This is a genomic window from Bradyrhizobium sp. USDA 4541 (genome assembly GCF_024171085.1).
Lineage (GTDB): Bacteria > Pseudomonadota > Alphaproteobacteria > Rhizobiales > Xanthobacteraceae > Bradyrhizobium > Bradyrhizobium australafricanum.
In genome coordinates this window covers 3,657,492-3,680,319 of sequence record NZ_JALJZF010000001.1, presented here as the reverse complement: position 1 = coordinate 3,680,319, position 22,828 = coordinate 3,657,492, and the positions used below count along the sequence as shown (strand labels likewise).

19 protein-coding genes and 1 pseudogene are annotated in these 22,828 nt (G+C 65.9%); 6 read left to right on the top strand and 14 right to left on the bottom strand.

What is annotated here, in order from left to right; genetic code table 11:
- Window positions 1-2: 2 nt before the first annotated feature.
- Genes J2R80_RS17255 through J2R80_RS17245 form a run of 3 tightly spaced genes read right to left on the bottom strand, consistent with a single transcriptional unit; the run spans window position 3 to window position 3,476 of the window.
- Window positions 3-725 carry a GntR family transcriptional regulator gene (locus tag J2R80_RS17255; protein WP_028335658.1) on the bottom strand — a complete coding sequence of 241 codons (723 nt, stop codon included), beginning with the start codon at window positions 723-725 and terminating at the stop codon, window positions 3-5.
- A 28-nt stretch (window positions 726-753) separates the two neighbouring features.
- Entirely contained in the window at window positions 754-2,349 is a 1,596-nt protein-coding gene (locus J2R80_RS17250; RefSeq protein WP_253638981.1) for a GMC family oxidoreductase, read from the bottom strand.
- Window positions 2,349-3,476, bottom strand: coding sequence for a mandelate racemase/muconate lactonizing enzyme family protein (locus tag J2R80_RS17245; protein ID WP_253638980.1), 1,128 nt, complete (start codon window positions 3,474-3,476; stop codon window positions 2,349-2,351). The genes J2R80_RS17250 and J2R80_RS17245 overlap by 1 nt, the downstream gene beginning before the upstream one ends.
- 122 nt (window positions 3,477-3,598) lie before the next feature.
- Here J2R80_RS17245 and J2R80_RS17240 point away from each other — a divergent pair, with 122 nt between their 5' ends.
- Genes J2R80_RS17240 through J2R80_RS17230 form a run of 3 tightly spaced genes read left to right on the top strand, consistent with a single transcriptional unit; the run spans window position 3,599 to window position 6,177 of the window.
- Window positions 3,599-4,354 (top strand): ABC transporter permease, encoded by a 756-nt coding sequence (locus J2R80_RS17240; protein ID WP_225163506.1) that lies wholly within the window; start codon window positions 3,599-3,601, stop codon window positions 4,352-4,354.
- Entirely contained in the window at window positions 4,351-5,160 is an 810-nt protein-coding gene (locus J2R80_RS17235; RefSeq protein WP_253638979.1) for an ABC transporter ATP-binding protein, read from the top strand. The genes J2R80_RS17240 and J2R80_RS17235 overlap by 4 nt, the downstream gene beginning before the upstream one ends.
- A 21-nt stretch (window positions 5,161-5,181) precedes the next feature.
- A complete protein-coding gene (locus J2R80_RS17230) occupies window positions 5,182-6,177 on the top strand; it encodes an ABC transporter substrate-binding protein (RefSeq protein WP_057021030.1) in 996 nt (331 codons plus the stop codon).
- A gap of 23 nt (window positions 6,178-6,200) precedes the next feature.
- Here J2R80_RS17230 and J2R80_RS17225 read toward each other — a convergent pair whose 3' ends face one another.
- The 10 genes from J2R80_RS17225 to J2R80_RS17180 all read right to left on the bottom strand — a co-directional run bounded on the left by J2R80_RS17225 (window position 6,201) and on the right by J2R80_RS17180 (window position 17,708).
- The gene (locus J2R80_RS17225; RefSeq protein WP_253638978.1) at window positions 6,201-7,709 is read right to left on the bottom strand and encodes a glycerol-3-phosphate dehydrogenase; all 1,509 of its coding nucleotides are present in this window, start codon (window positions 7,707-7,709) and stop codon (window positions 6,201-6,203) included.
- Complete coding sequence (locus tag J2R80_RS17220) at window positions 7,706-8,434, bottom strand: class II aldolase/adducin family protein (protein ID WP_253638977.1); 729 nt, start codon at window positions 8,432-8,434, stop codon at window positions 7,706-7,708. The genes J2R80_RS17225 and J2R80_RS17220 overlap by 4 nt, the downstream gene beginning before the upstream one ends.
- Window positions 8,435-8,451: 17 nt before the next feature.
- A complete protein-coding gene (locus tag J2R80_RS17215) occupies window positions 8,452-9,492 on the bottom strand; it encodes a 2-hydroxyacid dehydrogenase (protein ID WP_253638976.1) in 1,041 nt (346 codons plus the stop codon).
- Window positions 9,485-11,065, bottom strand: a complete 1,581-nt coding sequence (locus tag J2R80_RS17210) for an FGGY-family carbohydrate kinase (RefSeq protein ID WP_253638975.1) — start codon at window positions 11,063-11,065, stop codon at window positions 9,485-9,487. The genes J2R80_RS17215 and J2R80_RS17210 overlap by 8 nt, the downstream gene beginning before the upstream one ends.
- Before the next feature lie 2 nt (window positions 11,066-11,067).
- Entirely contained in the window at window positions 11,068-12,183 is a 1,116-nt protein-coding gene (locus J2R80_RS17205; RefSeq protein WP_253638974.1) for an ABC transporter ATP-binding protein, read from the bottom strand.
- 12 nt (window positions 12,184-12,195) lie between these two features.
- Window positions 12,196-13,299, bottom strand: a complete 1,104-nt coding sequence (locus J2R80_RS17200) for an ABC transporter ATP-binding protein (protein ID WP_253638973.1) — start codon at window positions 13,297-13,299, stop codon at window positions 12,196-12,198.
- Between the two features lie 4 nt (window positions 13,300-13,303).
- Window positions 13,304-14,161 carry a carbohydrate ABC transporter permease gene (locus J2R80_RS17195; protein WP_253638972.1) on the bottom strand — a complete coding sequence of 286 codons (858 nt, stop codon included), beginning with the start codon at window positions 14,159-14,161 and terminating at the stop codon, window positions 13,304-13,306.
- A 14-nt stretch (window positions 14,162-14,175) separates the two neighbouring features.
- Entirely contained in the window at window positions 14,176-15,105 is a 930-nt protein-coding gene (locus J2R80_RS17190; protein WP_210262648.1) for a carbohydrate ABC transporter permease, read from the bottom strand.
- Between the two features lie 117 nt (window positions 15,106-15,222).
- A complete protein-coding gene (locus J2R80_RS17185) occupies window positions 15,223-16,662 on the bottom strand; it encodes an extracellular solute-binding protein (RefSeq protein ID WP_028335671.1) in 1,440 nt (479 codons plus the stop codon).
- A 29-nt stretch (window positions 16,663-16,691) separates the two neighbouring features.
- Window positions 16,692-17,708: a sugar-binding transcriptional regulator gene (locus tag J2R80_RS17180; protein WP_076823802.1), complete on the bottom strand. Its 1,017-nt coding sequence runs from the start codon at window positions 17,706-17,708 to the stop codon at window positions 16,692-16,694.
- Between the two features lie 134 nt (window positions 17,709-17,842).
- On the opposite strand from J2R80_RS17180, the gene J2R80_RS17175 reads away from it, so the two are divergent.
- The 3 genes from J2R80_RS17175 to J2R80_RS17165 are packed head-to-tail and all read left to right on the top strand — an operon-like array spanning window position 17,843 to window position 21,029.
- A complete protein-coding gene (locus J2R80_RS17175) occupies window positions 17,843-19,123 on the top strand; it encodes an FGGY-family carbohydrate kinase (protein ID WP_253638971.1) in 1,281 nt (426 codons plus the stop codon).
- Window positions 19,120-19,989, top strand: coding sequence for a TIGR01459 family HAD-type hydrolase (locus J2R80_RS17170; protein WP_253638970.1), 870 nt, complete (start codon window positions 19,120-19,122; stop codon window positions 19,987-19,989). Before J2R80_RS17175 ends, J2R80_RS17170 begins: the two co-directional genes overlap by 4 nt.
- Before the next feature lie 11 nt (window positions 19,990-20,000).
- Window positions 20,001-21,029: a class II aldolase/adducin family protein gene (locus J2R80_RS17165; protein ID WP_253638969.1), complete on the top strand. Its 1,029-nt coding sequence runs from the start codon at window positions 20,001-20,003 to the stop codon at window positions 21,027-21,029.
- Window positions 21,030-21,050: 21 nt separating this feature from the next.
- Here the strand turns inward: J2R80_RS17165 and ilvA are convergent.
- Window positions 21,051-22,582: pseudogene (gene ilvA / locus J2R80_RS17160) on the bottom strand (threonine ammonia-lyase, biosynthetic).
- Window positions 22,583-22,828 lie beyond the last annotated feature (246 nt).

Genomic DNA, 22,828 nt, shown 5'->3' with positions numbered 1-22,828 from the left:
CGCTATGGCCTTAGATCCATATCGATCCGCACAAAATCGCCGCGATAGGTGACTTCACCGAGATAGATCACGGTGCGATCGCTCGCCGTGAAGACACGGCGGACTTCGGCGACCGGCGAATTCAAAGGCACGCGTAGCAGCCGCGCCGCCTCGATGTCCGCGGTTCCGATGGTCAATGTCTGGCGGGCGCTGGCGATCGCCGGATCCCTGAGATCGTTGAGGATCGGGATCACCGTCTCGTTGCGAAAGCGCTTGGGAGACCTGCGAAAGATCTTCTCATCGAGATAGATGGAAATGACGCAATAAGGCTGCTTCTGGCGCGAGTGCAGACGGCGCATGAAGACATATTTCTCGGCCGGCTTGCCGTCTTCTGGAAGCAACGGCGCATCGCTCCGGCTTTCCGAGATGTTGATGATCTCCGGCGAGGTGTCGCGGTACATGTCCGCGAGATCGGACAGTGTGGTCTCGACCTTGAGCCAGCGGTCCTGTCGTACAGTCCCGGTGACGAAGGTGCCGCGGCCTTGCTGCGCCTCAATGACACCGTCGCGGGCGAGCAACTCAACGGCCTGCCTGATGGTGACGCGCGAGACGCCGAACTCGGCCGCCAGATCCTCGTTGGCCGGCAGGCGAAAACCTTGACTCCAGACACCGCGCGCAATCCGCTGGCGAAAGATATCGGCAATCTGCGCGTATTTGGGGACGTGACTGTCGGAACTCAATTCCATCTCGCCCTCCGGAAATCAAGCGGCCCAATCACGGCATGACAAGGGCTGCACCGCGTTCCCCGATCATCAGGCTGGTCGCATTGGTGTTGGCCGAGGTGATCTGCGGCATCACCGAGGCGTCGATCACGCGCAGCCGCTCGACGCCGCGCACCCGCAGCTGCGGATCGAGGACTGCCCGCTCGTCGCTGCCCATGCGGCAGGTGCCCACGCAGTGAAACACCGTGCCGCCGGTGTTGCGCGCAAACTCCCACAGCCCGGCATCGTTACTTGCGGCCTCGCCCGGCACCATTTCGACGTCCCAGAGCGGGCGGAACGCCTTTTGCTGATAGATCTCGCGCAAGATCTTCAGGCCGGCAACAATGGTCTTGCGGTCGATCTCCTCGGCGAAATAATTGGGCGCGATCAGCGGCTGCTCGAACGGATCGGCCGAGCGGATCGCGAGCTGTCCGCGCGACCGGCCGTGGCATTGCCAGACCGAGGCCGTGAAGCCGGAATAGCTGTGGAGGGGTTCGCCGGGCTTGTCGACGGAGAGCGGCATCACGTTGAACTGCACGTCGGGACAGCCGCCGACCGCATATTCGGTACAGGCCGCTCCGCCCACCTGTCCCGCCCCCACCGTCAACGGCCCTCGCCCGGCCAGCATCCATTGCAACCCCATCTTCGCGAGTTCGACAGGATGGCGGACCTGGTCATTGAGCGAGATCCGCTCCTTCAGGCGCACGATCAGCCGCGCCTGGTAGTGGTCCTGCAGATTGGAGCCGACTTCGGGCGAGTCGGTGACGACGGCAATGCCGTGCTTGCGAAGCAGGTCGGCCGGACCGATCCCGGAAAGCTGGAGGATTTGCGGCGATTGCAGCGCGCCGCCCGACAGGATCACCTCGCGATCGGCTGTCGCGCGATGAACCTGCCCTTTGCTGATCCACTCGACGCCGGTCGCGAAGCGGCCGTTGAAAGTGACTTTGCTCACCTGCGCATGCGTGATGATGGTCAGGTTGCGCCGGTCGGCAATCGGTCGAAGAAAGGCGGATGCCGAGCTGGTCCGCCAATGCCGCCCGATGCCAAGCTGATAGGCACCGACGCCAAGCGTCGTCGCGCCGTTGAAGTCGGAATTGCGCGGCAGGCCGAACTGCACGCCCGCCTCCACCCAGGCCCTCGACGCCGGATTGTCGTTACGGAGATCGGAGACCTCGAACTCACCGAGACCGCCGTGATACTGGCTCTCGCCGCCGCGATAGCGCTCGTAGCGCCGGAAATAGGGCAGGACGTCGCGATAGTTCCAGCCGTCGGCGCCGAGACGTTCCCAGTCGTCAAAATCCTCGTGCTGGCCGCGGATGAAGATCAGGCCGTTGATCGACGACGATCCGCCGAGCACGCGGCCACGCGGCCAGACGATGGCGCGGCCGCCGCTTCCTTCCGACGGCTCGGTCTTGAACAGGCGCGAGAAGCGCTCGTCGTAGATGGTCCGGTAATACCCGACCGGCAGCTTGAGCCAGAAATTCCGGTCCGATCCGCCGGCTTCGAGCAACAACACGCGGGAGGCAGGATCGGCCGACAGTCTGTTCGCGACCACACAGCCGGCCGACCCCGCACCGACGATGATGTAATCGTAGCCAAGCCCCGACATCACGCGGTCCGGTATTGTTCGATCGAGGCAAGATCGGGCGCAATGCCGAGACCCGCCTCTTCGCCGAGCTCGATCATTCCATCGCTGACGTGAAGCACGGGGCCGCAGAATTGATCCCGCAGCGGGTTCTCATTGCTGTCGACCTCCAGCAGTCCCTCGCCGCCGACGCCCGCCAGCAGATGCGCCGACGCCAACAGGCCGATGCCGGCGCCGAGATAGTGCGGACAGAACATCTTGCCTGACGTCAGGATGTCGCGGGCGATGCCGGCGCAAGCCGAAAGCCCGCCCCACTTGGCGATGTCAGGCTGGACGACACCGAGAACCGGCTCGCTCAGCACCTCGGCAAAGCCGGCGTAGCTCGCGATGTTCTCACCGGCCGCGAGCGGAAAACGGATCGTCTCGTGCAGCTGCTTCCATTCCTGCCGCGGACGGTCCGCGCGGATCGGCTCCTCGAGCCAGGCAAGGCCGAACGGCTCGAGCTGCGGCGCACGCTCGAGCGCCTCCGCGATGGTCCAACCCTGGTTGACATCGGCCGCAAGCATGCCATTGCCGACGAGGTCGCGCAGCGCGGCGAGGTTGGCCCGGTCGTCTGCCGGATCGAAGCCGATCTTCAGCTTCAAGGCGCGATAGCCGCGGCCGAGCGCCGCTTCCGCCGCTCGCTCCGATCCGACCGGATTGATACCGCTGGCATAGACCTTGATCCGGCTCCGCGATCCGCCGAGCAATTTCCACAACGCAACGTTCCGGCGGCGCGCATGGAGATCCCAGACGGCGAGATCGATGCCGGCGATCGATTGCGCGAATGGGCCCGCTTCGCCGGATTGCAACGCGAGCACCGAAGTTCCCTGCGTCAGTCGCTCGAATGCGGCACCAGGTTTGCTTGCCCTCAATCCGACAAGCGCCGGTGCCAGGACCTCATTGACCAGCCGAACACGATGCTCGGCGCCCGGCGCCGGAAAGTTGCACCAGACCTCGCCCCAGCCCACGAAACCGTCCGTGTCCTCGACCCGAACGAACACGGCAGGCCGGTCCCCCATCCGCCCGAACGAGGTGATGACCGGTGTCGTCAGAGGATAGCGAAAGCCAAAGGCCTGGACGCTCCGGATGGTGAAAGGCGGCGATGTCATGCGCGGAAAAGCCTGCGGCGCCTACGACCAAAGCGGCGCTTGTATGGTCATCCTATTTATAATATGACTTGGGCAAACATCAACTGCAATCTGGGTGGACGCGTCGAATGGACGGAGCTGGCGTGAGACGCTTTGGTCTCGGGTTGATACCGTGGGTCGGTGCGATCCTGCTCTGGTATGCCGTGCGCTGGAGCGGCTTCGTCAACGCATCGCTGATCCCCGCCCCGCACCAGGTCGCCGCGAAGTTCGTCGAGCTTCTCACCAAGGAAGGCCTCCTGATCGACATCTTCGCCTCGACCAGGCGCGTCTTTTTCGGCGTCTCGCTTGGAATTCTGGTCGCGGTGCCGGTCGGCTTTCTGCTCGGATGGTATCGCCCGGCCCGCACCTTCGCCGACCCCATGATCAATTTCTTCCGCGCGCTGCCGCCGATCGCGCTGATCCCGCTCGTCATCGTCTATTTCGGCGTGGACGAGCTCGCAAAGCTCGTCATCCTGTTCTACGCCTCGTTCTTCTCCGGCGTGATCGTCATGTATGAGGGGGTCTCGCAGATCACGCCGCTCTATATCCGCGTGGCGCAGACGCTCGGCGCCAATCAGGCGGAAATCTTTCGCAAGGTGATCATTCCCCTCACCGTTCCGCACATCCTCACCGCGCTGCGGGTCGCGCTTGGCGTGGCCTGGGCGACGCTGGTGGCATCCGAACTGATCGCGGCCCAGCGTGGGCTTGGCGCCATGATCCAGAATGCATCGACCTACTTCCTGCTCGACGTCATCTATGTCGGCATCATCTGCATCGGCCTGATCGCGCTGATCATGGACATGATCCTGCGCAAGATCACGGCCCGGTTGCTGGTCTGGCAGGATCGGGCCATCGCATGACCACGCGTGCACAGTTCGACAAGGTTTCGCTTGCCTTCGCGACCCCGAAGGGACGCCTCAACGTCGTCGAGGATGTCAGCTACGATATCAACGATGGCGATTTCATCGCGGTGATCGGCCCTTCAGGCTGCGGCAAGACCACGATGATGAGCATGCTCGCGGGCTTCCAGAAGCCGACGACCGGAAGCGTGCTGTTCGACGGGCAGCCCGTCACGGGTCCCGGTCCCGAGCGCGGCGTCATCTTCCAGGAATATGGCGTCTTCCCGTGGCTGACGGTGAAACAGAACATCGCTTTCGGCCTGACGCTCCGGGCCAATCACGTCGCGGCGGGCGAGCGCGATTCGATCTGCGATCACTATCTCGGCCTGATGGGGCTGTCCGACTTCGCCAACTCCTATCCGAAGCATTTATCCGGCGGCATGCGACAGCGGCTCGCGATCGCGCGGGCTTACGCGGTCAAGCCGCAGTTCCTGCTGATGGACGAGCCGTTCGGTGCGCTCGACGCTCAGACCCGTTCCAACATGCAGAACCTGCTGCTCAAGGTGCTCCAGACCGAAGGCAAGACGGTCATGCTGATCACCCACTCCGTGGAGGAGGCGATCTATCTCGCGTCCCGTATCGTGGTGGTGACCGCGCGGCCGGCGCGGATCAGGCAGATCATCGAGGTGCCGTTCGCCTATCCGCGCGATGAATCGATCCAGGAACGGCCCGAATTCGGCGAGCTGCGAAGCTATATCAAGCATCTGGTGATGGACGAGTACCGCGCCCAGCAGGCGCAGATGCGTCCGGTCTCATTCTCGGAATAACAACACAGCGGAGGACGACCTATGGATCGGCGACAATTTCTGACCACGACGGCCGGGCTTGCCCTGGGGTCCTTCACCGCCGCAGCCCCTGCGATTGCTCAGGCAAAAACAAAAGTTCGGGTCGGCTATCTGCACACCGTTGCCGTCGACGGCCAGATCTGGACCGGCATGGACCGCGGTTCCTTCGAAAAGCAGGGACTGGATCTCGAGCTGCGGCAGTTCAATACCGGCCTCGAAATCTTCCAGGCGCTGATCGGCGGCAGCCTCGACGTGCTGGCGACGGGCGCCGTGCTCTCGAACTTCCCCGCCCGGGGCCAGGGCAAGGTCTTCCTCATCAACGACATCGAGGTCGCGACCGCACAGCTCTGGGTGCGCGGCGATCAGGGCATCAAGTCATTCGAGGATCTGAAGGGCAAGCGGATCGCAACTGCGACCGGCACCACCGCGCATGTGTTCCTGGACACCGCGCTGCGTGCGAACAAGGTCGATCCCAAAGCGGTCGAGCTCGTCAACCAGACCATGCCGGCCGCCGTAACCGCCTTCATTTCAGGCGCGGTGCCTGCCGTCGCGCTCTGGGTGCCTTTCAACGTGACGGTTCGCGACAAGGTGCCGGGCGCGGTCAAGCTCGCCGACGCCTCAGCCTATTATCCAAAGGCCGCGATCATCGGCGGCTGGGCCGCGGCCAACGACTATTACGAGCCCAACAAGGAAACGCTGGCGAAGCTGATCCGTGGCTGGGCCGATGCCAATGACTACATCATCGCGAACAGCACCGAAGCGATGGAAAAGCTGCAGAAGGGCCACTACAGCCAGACGCCGATGGCCGACATCGACGAATCGTTCAAGGCGCAGAAGATGTTCTCGTCACGGGACTGGAAGCGGATGTATTCCGACGGCACGGTCACCAACTGGCTGCAGCAATCGACCGACTTCTTCATGGCCAATGCCGGCATCAAGGACTTTACCCCGGCAAGCAAATATTTCGATCCGAGCCTGTATTTGAAAACGATTGCGTGACGCACCTGGACGCAAATCGCGTCCTAGAGGTAGCTCTCGAACGCGACCCGCTGCGCGGGCGTCAAGTGCAAGCCGTGCTTGGTGCGCCGGTCCAGGAAGTCGGCAGGCTGCCTTGCCCACTCATTCTCGCGGAGATACACCGCTTCGCATTCATAGAACTCGCCGCCGAAATGACGGCCCAGGTCTGCGGCGCTGCGGACCGGACCCAGCAGCTGGCGCGCGCGCGTCCCATAAAGACGCGCATAGTGATGGATGAGCGTTCGCGGCAAATCGGGATAGTCGCGTGCCAGCCGATTCGCGAATTCATCGAAACTGCCGCCGATGTCGCCGCCCGGCAGCGGCCGATCCGCGGTCCAGGCCGACGACAGCTTCGGAAACCACGGCGCGAGGCGCTGCAGCGCCTGCTCCGCCAACCGGCGGTAGGTCGTGATCTTGCCGCCGAAGATCGACAGCAGCGGCGGCACATCCTGCGCGCCGTGAACCTCGAACACATAGTCGCGCGTCACCGCCGACGGATTGTCGGCGTTGTCGTCGTAGAGCGGACGGACCCCGGAGAACGCGTGCACGATCTCGCCCGCCTGCGGCGGCGTTCGGAAATAGCGGCGCAAGACCTGCAACAGGTAATCGGTCTCGTCCTCTCCGATCGCGACGTCCTCGGCGCGGCCGTGATAGGGAATGTCTGTGGTGCCGATCAAGGCGAGATCGTCCTCATAGGGATTGACGAAGATCACCCGGCGATCGCTGTTCTGCAGCAGATAGGCCTGCGGCCCGCTCCAGAATTTCGGCACCACGATATGGCTGCCCTTGACCAGCCGTACGCTCTGGGCCGAGTTCAGGCCCGCCACGCCCTGGATGACATCCTGAACCCACGGCCCGGCGGCGTTGACCAGCGCGCGCGACCGCACGACCTGCGTTGTGCCGTCGTCGCCGTGCATTTCGAGCAGCCAGGTCTCGCCGTCGCGGCGCGCGCGCACCGCCCGCGTGCGCGGCAGGATGCAGGCGCCGTTCTGTGCGGCATCGATCAAATTGAGGATCACCAGCCTGCTGTCATCGACCCAGCAGTCCGAATATTCGAAGCCTAGCCGGAACTCCCGACGCAGCGGCGCGCCCTCCGGAGCGCACGACAGATCCAGGCTGCGGCTCGCCGGAAGTTGCTTGCGGCCACCGAGATGGTCGTAGATTAACAGGCCGGTGCGGACCAGCCACGCCGGCCGTTGCTCCGGCGAATGCGGCAGCACGAAGCGCATCGGCCAGATGATATGCGGCGCCGACGCGAGCAGCACCTCGCGCTCGATCAGCGCCTCGCGCACCAGGCGGAACTCGTAATATTCGAGATAGCGCAGTCCGCCATGGATCAGCTTGCCCGAGCGCGACGAGGTGCCCTCGGCGAAATCATTCTTCTCGCAGAGCAGCACCTTCAAGCCGCGGCCGGCGGCGTCGCGGGCGATGCCGGCACCGTTGATGCCGCCACCGATGATGGCGATATCGACCAGCCCGTGATCCGTACCTGCGACCGGCGCAGTGCCCGTCATCGCTTGCTGCTGCGCCTTTTCTCGGCGCGGCGCGGCGCCGCCTTTGCGGTCGCGCGGGCCTTGTTCGGCTTCGGCGCCTGCAGACCGTAAGTGGAGAACCCCTTCGCGGTGTCGGCAATCTCCTCGTCGGTCAGGATGACGCGCGAATCGAGCGCCAGCGAGAGGTAGTACTGACGCGCGATGGTCTCGAGCTCGACCGCGAGCCACATCGCCTTGTCGAGATTGGCGCCGAGCGCGATCATGCCGTGATTGGCGAGCAGGCAGCCGTTGCGGCCTTCGAGCGCGGCGATCGCATGATCGGACAATTCCTTGGTCCCGTAGCGCGCATAGCCGGCGCAGCGGATCTCGCTGCCGCCGAACGCCGCCATCATGTAATGGCAGGCCGGGATCGGCTTGCGCGCGATCGCGAGCACGGTCGCGTAGGTCGAGTGAGTATGGACGATGGCGCCGACATCGGGCCGGGCGCGCGTGATGTCGAGATGGAAGCGCCATTCGGTGGACGGCTGCAGCGGCCCCTCCCACGCACCATAGTCGCCCTCGAGCGGCATCGAGGCGATCATCTCCGGCTTCATCGAATCGTAGGGCGTCGCCGACGGCGTGATCAGCATCCGGTCCTTGTAGCGGGCGGAGATGTTGCCCGATGTCCCCTGGTTGAGACCCGACGCATTCATCCACCGGCACTTGGCGATGATCGCCTCGCGCAACTGTCGTTCCTCACGGGTCATACGAACTGCCTTTCTCTTCAGCACGGATTGCGTGGCGGCTCGCCGGCCAGGAAGCGACGAACCTCTTCGGCCGCCTGCCCAGCGGCCACGGTGACGGTACGCACGGAGGCGCCGGCGATGTGCGGCGTCAGCGTGACGTTGGGAAGTCGCAAGAGCGGCCAGTCCGCCGGAACCGGCTCGACCGCGAAGGTGTCGAGCATGGCGCCGCCGAGATGCCCCGATGCCAGCGCATCATGCAGCGCTTCGTAGTCGACCAGCGGACCGCGCGCGGTGTTGATCAGGAACGCGCCCGGCTTGATCCGCACCAGAGCCTCGCGCCCGATGAAACGGGTGGTCTCCGGCGTCACCCGGGCGTGCAGCGTGACGACGTCGGCGCGGCCGAGCAATTCGCCGAGCGCGACATGCTCGACGCCGTCATTGCGGTCCTGGGCGCTGAGCTGGACATAGGGATCGGCGACCAGGATCTTGCAGCCGAAGGCCTTCAGCAGCTTGACCACGCGGCTGCCGATCGCGCCGTAGCCGACAATGCCGACCGTCATCTCGCCGAGCTCGCGCCCGGTGCGGTCGGCGCGATAGAGGTCGCCGCGCCATTCCCCGCCTCGCAGCGCCTCGTGACCACTGCGGATCAGGCGTGTCTCGGCCAGAATGGCGCCGATCGTGAACTCCGCGACCGCACCCGCATTGCGGCCGGGCGTATTGACCACCAGCACGTTGTGGTCGCGCGCCGCCTGCATGTCGATGTTGACCGGGCCGCCGCGCGACACCGCGATGAACTTCAGCTTCGGCAACCGCTCCAGCATCGACCGCGAGATCGGCGCCAGATGGGTGACGAGCAGTTCGGCATCGCCGATGAAGCCGATGATCTCGTCGGGCTGCCCCATGAATTCCTTCAGACCGTCGAGCTTCGAGCCGGCGTAACCGTGCTCCATCGGCTCGTCCGGCCACGGCTGCTCCAGGGTGCGGATATCGACGCCATCGCCGCAGGCTGACCGGATGTGCTCGGCGAACACCGAGGGCAGCATGAAGCGGTCGCCGACAATGGCGATGGACTTAGACATGATCGCCTCCGGCGCGCAGCGCAGCGAGTTGCTTCCAGACCGGCCGCGACGCCAGCCTTGCCTCGAGATAGGTCGGGAAGATGCTGGCATAGCGCTTCGCCAGCGCAGCGTCCGGCGATTGCGGCGCACTGAGATGCGCCGCGACCCACTGCTCGGCGCAGGCGCGCATGTCGGGATAGGCATCGATCGCGACCGCCGCGATCATCGCAGCGCCCGCGGCGCCGGCCTCGGCGCGGCTGCAGATCCGGACGTCGCAATCCAGCGCGGCCCCGAGGATGGCGCCAAGCGCACGGCTCTTCGCCGCGCCGCCTGTGATCCTGACATCGCGCGGCAGCGACCCCATCGCCGTGTAACAATCCCGTGCGGCGAAGGCCAGGCCCTCCATCACGCCGCGCATCAGGTCGCCATAGCGGTGGCGCGACCGCAAGCCGAAGAATTGCGCGCTGGCCTCATGCGCGACGAACGGACCACGCTCGCCGGCATCGGAGATGAACGGGTGGAACAGCACCTCGCCGGGCCTCGCCCGCAGCACCTGATCGTCGAGCCGGCGGATCAGTTCGGCGCGCGTGCGCGTCACGCCTTCCGCCGCCAGCATGTCGCAGGCGAGATCGAGCATCCAGTCAATGTTCAGCGTCGCCGCCATGTTGGACTGCATTTGGGCATAATGACCGGGCACGGGGAACGGCATGGTATAGCCGGTTGCCTCCCGATTCAGTGTCACCGCGTCGGCGCTCGGTACCAGCCGCATATGCATGCCGGTCGACCCGATGATGGTGCAGCCGACATCGGGTGACGGATCGTAGAGCCCGGCGCCGAGCGCATTGCAGATCACGTCCACATAGCCGAGGCAGACCGGCACACCTTCCGGCAGGCCGATCTCGATGGCGGCGGCCGCGGTCAGCGGATGCGTCATGACCGCGCCGTCAACGACCGGCGGGAACAGGCGCGTCAGGTCGGCGATACCGATCAACCGCGCGGTCTCTGCGTCGAATGCTCGCTTGCGGAAATCGCCGCAGGAGAACGTGGCTTCCGACGGATCGGTTGCGCGTTCACCGGTGAGCAGGAAATAAAGCCAGTCCTTGCAGTGGAAGGCCGTGGTCGCGCTGGCGATCGTGTCGGGCATGTGGGCCTGCAGCCACGCCAGTTGCGGCCCTTGCTGGCAGGCATTGAGCCCGGAGCCGGTTCGACGGTAAAGGATCGCGTTGTGCTCGCCGCCGCGAATCGCCTCGACCAGCCGCCCGGCGCGCGAGTCGAGCCACAGCAGCGCCGGCGCGACCGGCCGGCCGTCGTCATCGATCAGCCAGGTGCCGTCGCCCTGCCCGGTCACCGCGACGGCCGCGATCCGCGCCGACAGGTCAGGCACGGACTTCGCCAGCGCACGAATGACCGCGACCGTATCGCTCCAGGTCTGCGCCATGTCCTGCTCGACATGGCCGCCGGCCAGGCTGCTGTACGCATTCGGCCGCGAGACATCTGCGAGTTGCTCGCCGGTCAGCGTGAACGCCACCGCCTTGATCAGGGAGGTGCCGGCGTCAATGCCGATGATAACGTCGCGGCTGGCCGAAGCGGTCATCGTCACGCTCCCTCCGCATGGCGAATGTAGGTTCCGTCGCTGCCAAAGATGTGCAGGTGACGCGGCTCCAGCGCAAACGAGATGATCTCTCCCGGCCGCGCGGCGACACGGCCCGGTATGACCGCGATCAGCATGCGGCCACCGCAATCGCCGGCGACATGCGATTGATCGCCGAGCCACTGGTTGGAGACGACCTTGACCCTGACGTCACCGGTCCCGACCACGATCTTCTGCGGACGAATGCCGATCCGCACCTGCGGCGTGGCCGCGAGCGTCTTCGCCGCCTCAACGTCGAGTCCGGCGCCGGCGATATCGAAACCCATGTCGGTTCCGACCGACAGACGGAAGCCACCATCGGACCGCGTCACCTCGGCGTCGAGCAGGTTCATCGGCGGCTCGCCGATGAAGCTTGCAACGAACAGATTGGCCGGTCGGCCCTTCAGCTCCTTCTCGCTGGCGAACTGCTGCAGCAGGCCGCCTTCCATGACAGCGATGCGGTCGGCCAGCGCACTCGCTTCGGTCTGGTCGTGGGTGACGAAGATCGCGGTCATGCCGCGCTCGGCAAGCAGGCTCTTGATCCGGCCGCGCAGCACCGCGCGCAGCTGCGGTTCGAGCTGCCCCATTGGCTCATCGAGCAGATAGAGATCGGCGTCGCGCACCAGCGCCCGCGCCAGCGACACGCGCTGCTGCTGGCCGCCTGAGATCGCGCGCGGATAGCTGTCGAGGATGTCCTCGATCTCGACCAGACGGGCGATCTCGCCGACGCGACGCGTCACCTCGGCTCGCGGCAACTGGGCAGATTTCAGCGCGAACGCGATGTTCTCGCGGACCGTGAGCGGCGGATAGAGCGAGTAGCCCTCGAACGCCATCGCGACCTTGCGCCGCGCCGGCGGCAGCTCGTGGATCCGCCGCCCGCCGAGCGCGATCGATCCGGCGGAGACGTCCTCGAAGCCTGCGATCATGCGCAATGTCGAGGTCTTGCCGCAGCCCGACGATCCCAGCAGTGCGACGATCTCGCCTTTTTCGACCGCCATGTCGAGCGCGCGCACCGCGTGCACCGGCTCCTTGCCGCGGCTGCGATAGACCTTGTCGATGCCCCGAAGCTCGAGCACGTCCATGACCATTCGCTCCTATGCCGCCTTGAGCCGGTGCGACGCCCCGATCCGCAGCCCGGTGGCGCGATCGAACAGCATCGCGGCGTCGGGCGCAAAGCGAACGAAAATAGCATCGTCAGCCGCGCCTTGCGGCGCATCCGGCGGTAGCGCCGCCAGCCACTCCGTGCCGTCGGCAAGACGGAGCAGCAGCACCGCCTTCTCGTGCATCGGCGTGATCGCGAGAATGCGCGCCGGGATGGCGTCGTCGGTGGATGCAGACGAGACCACGAGATCCTCAGGCCGGACGCCCAGCCAACATGCACCGGCAGGTGCTGCGCCATCGGCCGCGCCGAGCCGGATCCTGGCGCCGGCGATGTCAGCCGACAGCATGCCGTGCTCCGCTACTGGCGAGACTTCCGCGAGGTTGACGGTCGGATCGCCGAACAGGCGCGCGACCGCGACCGATGCGGGTTGGGCATAGATATCGGTCGGCGTCGCGACCTGCGCGAGCCGGCCGTCGATCAAGACCGCGATGCGGTCGGCGATCGCCATCGCCTCGCGATAGTCCTGGGTCACGTAGAGCACCGCGGCAGTGCCGCGACGCAGCAGGTTCGGCAGCTCGAGCCGCATCTCGTAGCGCAGCTTGGCGTCGACATTGCGCAGGGGATCATCCAGCAGCAGGACATCCGGATTGCCGATCAGCGCCCGTGCCAGCGCCGTGCGCTGCTTCTGTCCGTTCGACAATTCGCGCGGCGCGTGACCGAGCACGTGCTCGATCTTGAGCAGCCTGCTGATCGCGGCAACGCGACCGGCGACATCGCCGCCGCCGGCCCTGGCGCGCAGGCCGCTTGCGATATTGTCGCGGGCGGTCATGTGCGGGAACAAGGCAAAGTTCTGGAATGCCATGCCGATCCCGCGCCGCTCGGGCGGAGCACCGACGACCGAGCGGCCGCCGACCAGGATGTCGCCGTCGTCGGGCTCGAACATGCCCGCGATCATGCGCAGCAGCACGGTCTTGCCGCTGCCGGACGGTCCGAACACCGCCACGATCTCGCCTGGCTCGACCGCCAGCGACAATCCGTCGGCGGGCCGTGCTGCACCGAATGCTTTGCTCACCGAGTTGATCTCGAGACGCGCCATTGGATCAGCCTTTCACCGCGCCGAGCGAGAGACCCTCGACCAGGTAGCGCTGTGCATAGAGCGCGAGCAACAGGGTCGGCGTCACCGACAGCACGATCGCCGCCGCGATCTGGCCGTACTGAATACCTGACGCGGTGACGAAGGCGAGCGCGCCGACCGTCACCGGCTGCTTGTCGGCGGAGGCCAGGATCAGCGCGAAGACGAAATTGTTCCAGCAGAAGATGAACGACAGCAGCCCCGCCGCGGCGATCCCCGGCCCCGCCAGCGGCACCGCGATCCTGGTGAAGGCCTCCCGCCAGGAATGCCCGGCCAGTCGGTAGGCATGCTCGATATCAGGGCTGATATCCTCGAAATAGCCGCGCACGATCCACAGGATCAGCGGCAGCGCGATCAACTGATAGACCCAGACGATCCCGAAATAGGTGTCGTTCAGTCCGAGCTCCTGGTAGTACAGCGACAGCGGCAGCAGCACGAGCAGCGGCGGCGCAAAGCGGAACGACAGCAGCGTGAAGGCGATGCTCTCGCCGAGGCGGAATTTGAAGCGCGCAAAGGCGTAGGCCGCCGGCACGCCGAGCAGCAGCGCCAGCAGCACCGCCGCGCTCGACAGCACGACGCTGTTGAAGAGGTTGCGCATGAAGGAGATCTGCAGATTGCCGGCCGCGGTGCGCAGCTGGCCGGAGATCAGCGCCTCGTAATTGGCAAGCGTCGGCTCGAACAGGATCCGCGGCGGAATCCGCAGGATCTGCTCGTTGGTCTGGAACGACATCAGAAAGATCCAGACGATCGGAAACATGAAGAAGATCAGGATCAGCGTGAGCGCCACGCCGCGGAAGATGCGACCGGCAAGGTTGGAATGTTCCATCGCGCCCCTCCCCGTCACGCGTGGCCGTGCGCACGCGCGCGCAGCCGCAGCCAGTTCTTGATGAAGATGTTCGACAGGATGTTGGTGATGAGCCAGAGGATCATCAACAGCGCCGCCGATCTGCCGACATTGGTGTACTGGAAGAATTCCAGATAGGCCTGCACCTGGAACACCATCAGCCGGTCGCCCGGCCCGCCCTGCGTCATCGCATAGATGATGTCGAACTGCTGGATCGAATCGAGCAGCCGGAACAGCGACGCCGTGATGATGTAGGGCGCCAGCATCGGCAGCGTGATGCGGAAGAACACAAAGCTCGCCGGCACGCCGTCGAGTGCCGCGGCCTCGAACGGCTGCCGCGGCAGCGAGCGCAGCCCCGCCAGCAGCAGGATCATGATGAACGGCGTGTAGACCCAGACATCGACCAGCACGACCGTGAACAGCGCACTCGATGGATCGGAGGCCCATTTGAAATCGGTGACGCCGAACAGGCCGACCAGATAGGACAGGATGCCGAAGCTCGGATTGGTCATCAGCTTCCACATCAGCGCGGCGATCGCCGGCGCCGTCATCAGCGGCAGCAGCAGCATGATCGACACTGCATTGTGGAAGCGGGTCGGCCGGCGCAGCAGCAGCGCGATGCCAAGACCGAGCAGCAGCTCGAGCACGACCGTGACCACAGTATAGGTGATCGAGACGCGGAACGTATTCCAGAACGCCGGGTCGGACAGGAAGTCGATGTAGTTTCCGGCGCCGATGAAGCCGCGCAGATGAGGCAGGTTCAGCCGGTAGCGCTGCAGCGAGTAGACCGCCGCGGTCACGAACGGAACCAGGATCGCCACGCAGACGAGCAGCGCCGGCAGGCTGAGCAGATAGGGCAAGAGGCGCACGCGCGGCCTTGGTTTGGCCGGCGCTGCCTGCGCGTTCGTCTGGAGGAGTTGGACCATGCTCATGATGATAAGAGATCACGTTCGGCTGGCAAACGCCGCCGGCTCGGATGGGACAAGGGTCCGAGCCGGCGGATGGGTGCGGTGCGGGGGATCAGGCACCGCACAGTTGATCCGTCAGCCGAGACCGGCCTGCTTGAGCTGGCGGTTGATGCTGTCGGCGAGCTTGTCGAGCCCTTCGTCGACGCTGACCTCCTTGGCCACCATCTTCTGCAGCGAAGCGGCCCATTCCGTCGTCAGGTCGAAGAACAGCGGCTGCGCCGTGAAGTAGATCTTGGCGCCGGGCGACGACATGTCGTGCTGCTCGAGATAGCCGGGATAGGATTTCGCGATGCGGTCGCGGAATTCGCTGTCCTTCCACACCGATGCGCGCACCGGATTGACGAAGTCCATCTTGCGCGCGCCGAACAGATCGTGCTCGACGGATGCCGCCCACTGCATGAACAGCCAGGCCGCCTCCTTCTGCTTGGAGAAGCTCGACATCGCGAGCGACCAGATCCAGACGTTCGGGGTCGGCGCCTTGGCGGCCGGATTGGCCGCGAACGGCGCATAGCCAAGATGCCCCTTCTCCTTGTTGTCGCCGCCGTTCATGAAGTAGCCGAGGATGTCGGCGTCGAAGATCATGCCCGAGGCGCCGGCGCCGAGATCGGTGCCGACCTGGTACCAAGTGTAGGTCGACCAGTTTTTCGGGCCCGAGGTCTGGATCATCTTGACCCATTTGTCGTGGAAATCCTTCGAGGCCTTGGTGTTCATCGCGGCCTTCAGCTTGCCGCCCTCCATCACGAAATCCTTCTGGCCGAAGTTCGAATAGGCCGACAGGAAACCGGGATGGATGGTCGCCCAGGAGCGCGAGCCGCGCACGCCGACGCCGTAGGGACCGCCGGCGTCCTTGGTGATCTTGGCCGCGACCTCCAGCATCTCGTCGAGGTTCTTCGGCGGCTTGACGCCGACCTTGTCGAAGACGTTGCGGTTGTAGGTGATGTTGTTGAGCTCATAGCCCCAGGGGATGCACCACTGCTTGGCCTTGCCCGAGCCGAGCTCGGAGCCGGCGACGCCGTCCCACGCGGTCGAGGCGCGCAGGCCCGGAAGCACGTCGTCCCAGGCGAAGGCCGGATTGGTCTTGGCGGGGTCCTTGATGTAGGTGTTGAGGTCTTCGATCCAGCCCGCCGGACCATAGGTCCAGGTCATGTAGGCGCCGGTCATGAAGGCATCGTACTGGTCCGACTTCGACGACAGCGCCGCCGTCACCTTGTCGAAATAGACGTCCTCCGGGAAGATGTCGTAGGTGACGTTCATGCCGGTGAGCGTCTTGAACGCCTCGATGTCGCCGATCATCGCGTCGACATAGGGGTGCTTGTTGAGCAGCAGCTTGACGCTCTTGCCGCTCTGGGCCTTCCAGTTGAAGTCGGCGGCCATCGCCTTCGACATCGAGGAGGCGAAAGCGGCGTTGGCGGCGATCCCCGCGATGCCGAGCTTGGCGGCGCCGTCCAGGAGATCGCGGCGGCTGATGCGTTTGGCAGCGTAGGAGTCGAACAGATTCTTCTCGCGATCGAACATGTATTTCCTCTCCTTGTTGACGCTTTGTTTTATGTGTCCTTCCGGGTCTTGCTTCTTGTCTTGCCGGATGTGGTCTCCGGCTTGTCGGTGGCGAGCGCCTTTGCGGTCGCTTCGTCGATGATGAGGCCGTGCAGAACGCCGCTGCGCAGCACGCCGCGCAGCGCGGTCACCTTGGCCGGCCCGCCGGCGATGGCGACGATCCGGTGCTTCCTGAGGTCGGGCATGCTCATGGAGGTAGCGCGGGCCGACAGATCGGTGTCCAGCACCGTTCCGTCGGCGCTGAAGAAATGCCCGAGCAGGTCGGCGCAGGCGCCGACACGCTTCAGCTCGACGACCTCGTCGGGCTTGATCATGCCGCTCGACACCAGGAAGCCGTCACGGCTGACCTGGCCGATGCCGACGAACAGCAGCGAGGCCTTGCGCGCCAGCGCGAAAACGTCGGCGATGCCGAATTGCTGCATCAGCACGGCGCGATCGGCGACCGAATTGGCGAACACCGGCACCGGCAGCAGATAGGCTTCCGCGCCGGTGCGCTCGGCGAGCTTGTGAATCACGTCGAACGGATTGGCGGCAAATTTCCGCGTCAGCCCGCCGAGCAGTGACACGAACTGCGCGTCGCGCGCCGGCGTCTGCGGCATCTGCTCCACGACCGCCGCGAGCGTGCGGCCATGGCCGAAGCCGATCACCTTGTCCTGGCCGCGCTCCAGGATCTGGCGCAGGAAGCTCGCGCCTTCCAGCGCCAGCGCCTTCAGCGGCAGATCGCCCTCGCCGAGATCAGGCGCGACGCGGCAGAACGAGAGGCCGAAGCGCTGCGCGAGATCGTTCTCGAGCGCGACGCATTCGGCGACCGGCCCCTCGACGAACACGCGGATCATGCCCTCGCGGCTGGCGCGTGCGATCAGGCGATGCGCCTTGGTGCTCTGGATGTTGAGGCGGTCGGCGACCTCGGACTGGGTGAGCCCCGCCGCGAAATACAGCCACGCTGCGCGCGTCGCGAGCGACGCCTCGCCGTCGATCACCGGCAGCCTGTCGGGCGGGGGTGCCATATCAGGAAAAGTCCGCTTGCAAATTTCTTCACGTCCTGCAAAAAATTGCAGAGGCCGAACGGGGCGTCAATCCCCCAAACGTGCTGCAGCGCAACCAATGTCGTCGCGCGCGCACCAGAGAGCGATGAGGTCGCATGGGAGGTCTGTATCTCGGCATCGACGTCGGAACCGGCGGCGTGCGCGCTTGTGCAATCGATGCGCAGGCCGCCATCCGCGGCTTTGCGTCCGTCGCGCTGGCTGCACCGCGCGTCGACGGCAACGCCATCGACCAGACACCAGAGCTGTGGTGGCAAGCCGCGACGGCGGCCATCCGCAAGCTCGGCGAGACCGTCGCTCTCGGCGACGTCACGCGCATCGTCGTCGACGGCACGTCGGGCACGCTGTTGCTGGTCGACGCCGCCGGCCGCCCCTGCTCGCCGGGGCTGATGTACAATGATGCCCGCGCCACGCGTGAGGCGACGCGCGTCGCGGCGGTCGCCCCGCGCGAGAGCGGCGCGCATGGCGCGAGCAGCGCGCTCGCCAAGCTGCTCTATCTGCAGAATGACGGCTATGTCGGCGATGCGCGCCACGCCGTTCACCAGGCGGACTGGATCGCCGGCCGGCTCGCGAACCATCACGGCATCAGCGACGAGAACAACGCGCTGAAGCTCGGCTACGACCCGGTCGCGCGCGCCTGGCCATCCTGGCTCGAACAGCTCGGCGTGCGCGACGATCTGCTCCCCGAAGTGCTGGTGCCGGGCACGCCATTTTCCGAGATGGATCCGCAGATCGCGCGGTCGCTAGGACTGCCGCTCACGGCGCAGGTCTCCGCCGGCACCACCGATGGCGTTGCGGCCTTCATCGCGACGCGCGCCGACCAGCCGGGCGATGCCGTCACCTCGCTCGGCACCACGCTGGTGGTGAAGCAGCTTGCGACCCAGCCGATCTTCGCGGCCGACCAAGGCGTCTATTCGCACCGGCTCGGCGAGCGCTGGCTTGCCGGCGGCGCCTCGAACTCCGGCGGCGCCGCTTTGCTGGTGCATTTCACCGCCGCCGAGATGGAGCGGCTGACACCGCAGCTGACGCCGGACCAGCCGACCGGGCTCGACTACTATCCGCTGCCAAAACCCGGCGAACGCTTTCCGATCGCCGATCCAGCGTTGGCCGCGCGGGTCACGCCGCGTCCTGCGGAAGATTGCCGCTTCTTCCAGGGTCTGCTCGAGGGCATCGCCTCGGTGGAAGCCCTCGCCTACCGCCAGCTGGCGCGGCTCGGTGCGCCGCGCCTGCGCCGCGTCATCGCCATCGGCGGCGGCGCGAAGAACGACGCCTGGACCAGCATCCGGCACCGCGTTCTCGGCGTTCCCGTCTCGGTCGCCGAGCAGACCGAAGCAAGCTACGGCGCCGCGCTGCTCGCGCTGAACGGAGGCCTGCCATGAAGGCCGATGCGACCGCGATCGCCGGCCTTCACGCCATCGTCGACCGCTTCGATCATGTGCTGCTCGACCAGTGGGGCACGCTGCATGAGGGGCTGGCGGTGTTCCCCGCGGCGCTGGAGTGCGTGGCGCGGCTGCGCGAAGCCGGCAAGCGGATCCTGGTCCTGTCCAACTCCGGCAAGCGCGCCGGCAGCAACCAGCGGCGGCTCGCGACGCTCGGTCTGCCGCCCGACGCCTATGACGGCGTGTTGTCCTCGGGCGAGGTCACCTGGCGCGGCCTGCATGCGCGCGAGCAGGCGCCCTTTGCCGAGCTCGGACGCGCCTGCTTCCTGATCTCGCGCGACGGTGACCGCTCGATCGTCGACGACACCGACCTTGTGGTGGTCTCGAACATGCGCGAGGCCGATTTCATCCTGCTCGGCGGTCTCGACGATGATGCGGCCGAGCCCGAGCGATGGCGTGAGCCGCTGACAACCGCTGCCGCACGCCAACTGCCGATGCTGTGCGCCAATCCCGATCTGGTGATGTTCGGGGTCGCGGGCCTGATCCCCGCGCCGGGCGCGCTCGCCGCATTCTACCATTCGCTCGGCGGCACCGTGCTGTTCGTCGGCAAGCCGCATCCGCCGATGTTTGCCGCCGCGCTCGACCAATTGGGACGGCCGCCGCCGGACCGGATCCTCGTCATCGGCGACTCCCTCGATCACGATATCGCCGGCGGACGCACCGCCGGCATGCTGACCCTGCTGATCGGCTCCGGCGCCCACCGCGCGACGTTTGCGCAGGCGAGCGATCTGCCGCGGGCGATCCAGACCGTGGCCGGCACAGCGGCGCGGATGCCGCACTGGACGATGGACCATCTGACCTGGTGAGAACAGCCCCGATGCGACCGCCTCAAATGCTGGATGAACTGCGCCGAATGTCGGCACGCGTCGGCAGGAATATCCTGCTGGTGCAAGGCGCCGGCGGCAATTCGTCGGTCAAGGATGGCGACGTGCTGTGGGTGAAGGCGTCGGGTACCTGGCTCGCCGATGCCGAGGACAAGGAGATTTTCGTGCCGGTCGCCTTGTCGGCCGCGCGCGCGGCGCTGCTGCATGGCGACGAACGCGTGCCGCTGGCGCCGAACGCCGGGACGACGCTGCGCGCCTCGATCGAGACCTCGCTGCATGCCCTGATGCCGCACCGGATCGTGCTGCACGTCCATTCCGTCAACACCATCGCATGGGCGGTGCGCACCGACGCCCGCGACGAATTTGCCCGGCGCCTGGACGGACTGGCCTGGCGTTACCTCGACTATCGCCACCCGGGGCTGCCGCTCGCGCGCGCGGTTAGCGCGGCGATCGCCGATGATACGGTGGACGTCCTGATCCTCGGCAATCACGGCCTGGTGGTCGGTGCGGCTAGCTGCGACGCCGCCGAGGCTTTGGTCGCCGAGGTCGAGCAACGTCTCGCCCTCGAGCAGCGTAGCGCGCCGGCGGCAGATCATGACGCCCTCCGCACGATCTGCGTGGGCACCAACTATCGTCTGCCGCGGGATCCTCGCGGCCACGACATTGCCACCGACCGTTACAGCCGCGCGATCGCGACCAGCGGCTCGTTGTATCCTGATCACGTCGTCTTCCTCGGCCCGGGCCTGCCGGTCCTGGAACATCGCGAGAAGCTGAGCGCCATGATCGCGCAGACCACCGCGAACGGACTGCCGCCGCCGGTGGCGCTCCTCGTTCCCGACCTCGGCAGCCTTATCCGCGAGGATGCGAGCGACGGCGCGGAAGCCATGCTGAGCTGTCTCGCATTGGTCACCTGCCGCCTGCCCCTGACCGCACGGGTCAACTATCTGACCGCAGAGAACGAGCATGCGCTGCTGAATTGGGACGCCGAGCGCTATCGCCAGCAACTGACGGCCGATCGCTGATCGACAGAGACGTTCGTCGCTTCATCCCTTCTCGGCGGAAAGAAACAGGCGATAGGCCGGATTTTCGCTCTCGTTCCAGTAGGGATAGCCGAGCGCATCCAGCGCCTGAACGAACCGGGCGCGCTCGTGAGGCTTGACCTCGATCCCCGCCAGGATGCGTCCATAGTCGGCGCCGTGATTGCGATAGTGGAACAGCGGTCGGGCGCCAGGCTCTCGAGGAATTTCAGCAGCGCGCCCGGACGCTCCGGAAACTCGAAGCGGTAGATGACCTCGTCCTTGAGCAGCGGAGCGCGACCGCCCACCATGTAGCGCACATGGTCCTTGGCCATCTCGTTCTCGCTCAAATCGAGGATCGGATAGCCTTCGCGCCGAAGCAGCTCCATGACCTCCCGCTTCTCGGCCTCGCCGCGGCTCAGCGCGATGCCGACGAACAGTTGCGCCGGCGCGGTGGTCTCGGCAAAGCGGTAGTTGAATTCCGTGATCGCGCGCGAGCCGAGGATGCGGATGAAGTGCCGATAGCTGCCCGGCTTCTCCGGCACGGTCACGGCAAGCAGCGCCTCGCGATGTTCGCCGACCTCGGCGCGGTCGGCAATGGTACGCAGCCGGTCGAAATTCAGATTGGCTCCGCTGTTGACGGCAATCAGGCTTCCGTCGCTGAGCGCGCCGCGCTCGGCGTAGGCCTTGAGGCCGGCCAGCGCCAATGCGCCGGAGGGCTCGGCGACCGATCGCACGTCGTCGAAGATGTCCCTGATGGCGGCGCACATGGCGTCGGTGTCCACCGTGACGACTTCGTCGAGCAGGTCGCGGCAGAGCCGGAAGGTCTCGGTTCCAACCTTGCGAACGGCGACGCCGTCGGCGAACAGTCCGACCTGATCCAGCGCGACGACGTTGCCCTTGGCGAGCGCGGCCGCCATCGACGCGGCGTCCGCCGGCTCGACGCCGACGACCTTGATCGACGGGTTGAGGAATTTCACGAAGGCGGCCACGCCGGCCGCCAGTCCGCCTCCGCCGATCGGCACGAAGATCGCTTCGATCGGATCGGGATGCTGGCGCAGGATCTCCATCCCGACCGTTCCCTGGCCGGCGATCACATCGGGATCGTCGAACGGATGCACAAAGGTCAAGCCACGCGCAGCCTCGATATCCCTGGCCTTGGTTTGCGCGTCGTCGAACGTGTCGCCATGCAGGACAACGTCACCGCCCAAACGCCGGACGGCCTCGACCTTGATAGCGGGCGTCGTCCTCGGCATCACGATCGTCGCCGGAATGCCGAGCTTGCGCGCCGACAGCGCGACGCCCTGGGCATGATTGCCCGCCGACGCGCAGATCACGCCCAGCCTGCGCTGCGCGTCCGGCAGCCTGACGATCTTGTTGTAGGCACCGCGAAGCTTGAACGAGAAGATCGGCTGGAAGTCTTCCCGCTTCAGCAACACCGTGCGCGACAATCGTTCGGAGAGCCGCGGCATCGGGTCGAGCGGCGTCTCGACCGCCACGTCGTAGACCCGTGCGGTCAGGATGCTTTGGGCGTAGTCGTGGAGCGCGTTAGCGGTCATCGGGTCGCTTCTGTCGATGGGGAGGCAATCGATATCGGTTGCACCTTACCATCGTCGGCGCCGACCCGGCGAGCGGACGGCACGGAGCCGCCGCTGCATCCAGTTCGAAGCATCGCATGAGGGGAGGCTGGCGTGAAGCAAAGACCGCCGCTGCCAAAATATCGAAAACAACCCCATGCACAGTAGCCGGCGGCGGCCAGACTCGACCGAGCCACTTGACACGTCGGGCAACTCAGGGGTACATTT

Excerpts from the sequence above, each read along its gene's own strand:
- J2R80_RS17245 (WP_253638980.1), bottom strand. The coding sequence starts at position 3,476 with ATGACATCGCCGCCTTTCACCATCCGGAGCGTCCAGGCCTTTGGCTTT.
- J2R80_RS17220 (WP_253638977.1), bottom strand. The coding sequence starts at position 8,434 with ATGACCCGTGAGGAACGACAGTTGCGCGAGGCGATCATCGCCAAGTGC.
- J2R80_RS17250 (WP_253638981.1), bottom strand. The coding sequence starts at position 2,349 with ATGTCGGGGCTTGGCTACGATTACATCATCGTCGGTGCGGGGTCGGCC.
- J2R80_RS17175 (WP_253638971.1), top strand. The coding sequence starts at position 17,843 with ATGGGAGGTCTGTATCTCGGCATCGACGTCGGAACCGGCGGCGTGCGC.
- J2R80_RS17165 (WP_253638969.1), top strand. The coding sequence starts at position 20,001 with ATGCGACCGCCTCAAATGCTGGATGAACTGCGCCGAATGTCGGCACGC.
- J2R80_RS17190 (WP_210262648.1), bottom strand. The coding sequence starts at position 15,105 with ATGGTCCAACTCCTCCAGACGAACGCGCAGGCAGCGCCGGCCAAACCA.
- J2R80_RS17170 (WP_253638970.1), top strand. The coding sequence starts at position 19,120 with ATGAAGGCCGATGCGACCGCGATCGCCGGCCTTCACGCCATCGTCGAC.
- J2R80_RS17195 (WP_253638972.1), bottom strand. The coding sequence starts at position 14,161 with ATGGAACATTCCAACCTTGCCGGTCGCATCTTCCGCGGCGTGGCGCTC.
- J2R80_RS17180 (WP_076823802.1), bottom strand. The coding sequence starts at position 17,708 with ATGGCACCCCCGCCCGACAGGCTGCCGGTGATCGACGGCGAGGCGTCG.
- J2R80_RS17235 (WP_253638979.1), top strand. The coding sequence starts at position 4,351 with ATGACCACGCGTGCACAGTTCGACAAGGTTTCGCTTGCCTTCGCGACC.
- J2R80_RS17205 (WP_253638974.1), bottom strand. The coding sequence starts at position 12,183 with ATGGACGTGCTCGAGCTTCGGGGCATCGACAAGGTCTATCGCAGCCGC.
- J2R80_RS17225 (WP_253638978.1), bottom strand. The coding sequence starts at position 7,709 with ATGACGGGCACTGCGCCGGTCGCAGGTACGGATCACGGGCTGGTCGAT.
- J2R80_RS17200 (WP_253638973.1), bottom strand. The coding sequence starts at position 13,299 with ATGGCGCGTCTCGAGATCAACTCGGTGAGCAAAGCATTCGGTGCAGCA.
- J2R80_RS17230 (WP_057021030.1), top strand. The coding sequence starts at position 5,182 with ATGGATCGGCGACAATTTCTGACCACGACGGCCGGGCTTGCCCTGGGG.
- J2R80_RS17255 (WP_028335658.1), bottom strand. The coding sequence starts at position 725 with ATGGAATTGAGTTCCGACAGTCACGTCCCCAAATACGCGCAGATTGCC.
- J2R80_RS17210 (WP_253638975.1), bottom strand. The coding sequence starts at position 11,065 with ATGACCGCTTCGGCCAGCCGCGACGTTATCATCGGCATTGACGCCGGC.
- J2R80_RS17215 (WP_253638976.1), bottom strand. The coding sequence starts at position 9,492 with ATGTCTAAGTCCATCGCCATTGTCGGCGACCGCTTCATGCTGCCCTCG.
- J2R80_RS17185 (WP_028335671.1), bottom strand. The coding sequence starts at position 16,662 with ATGTTCGATCGCGAGAAGAATCTGTTCGACTCCTACGCTGCCAAACGC.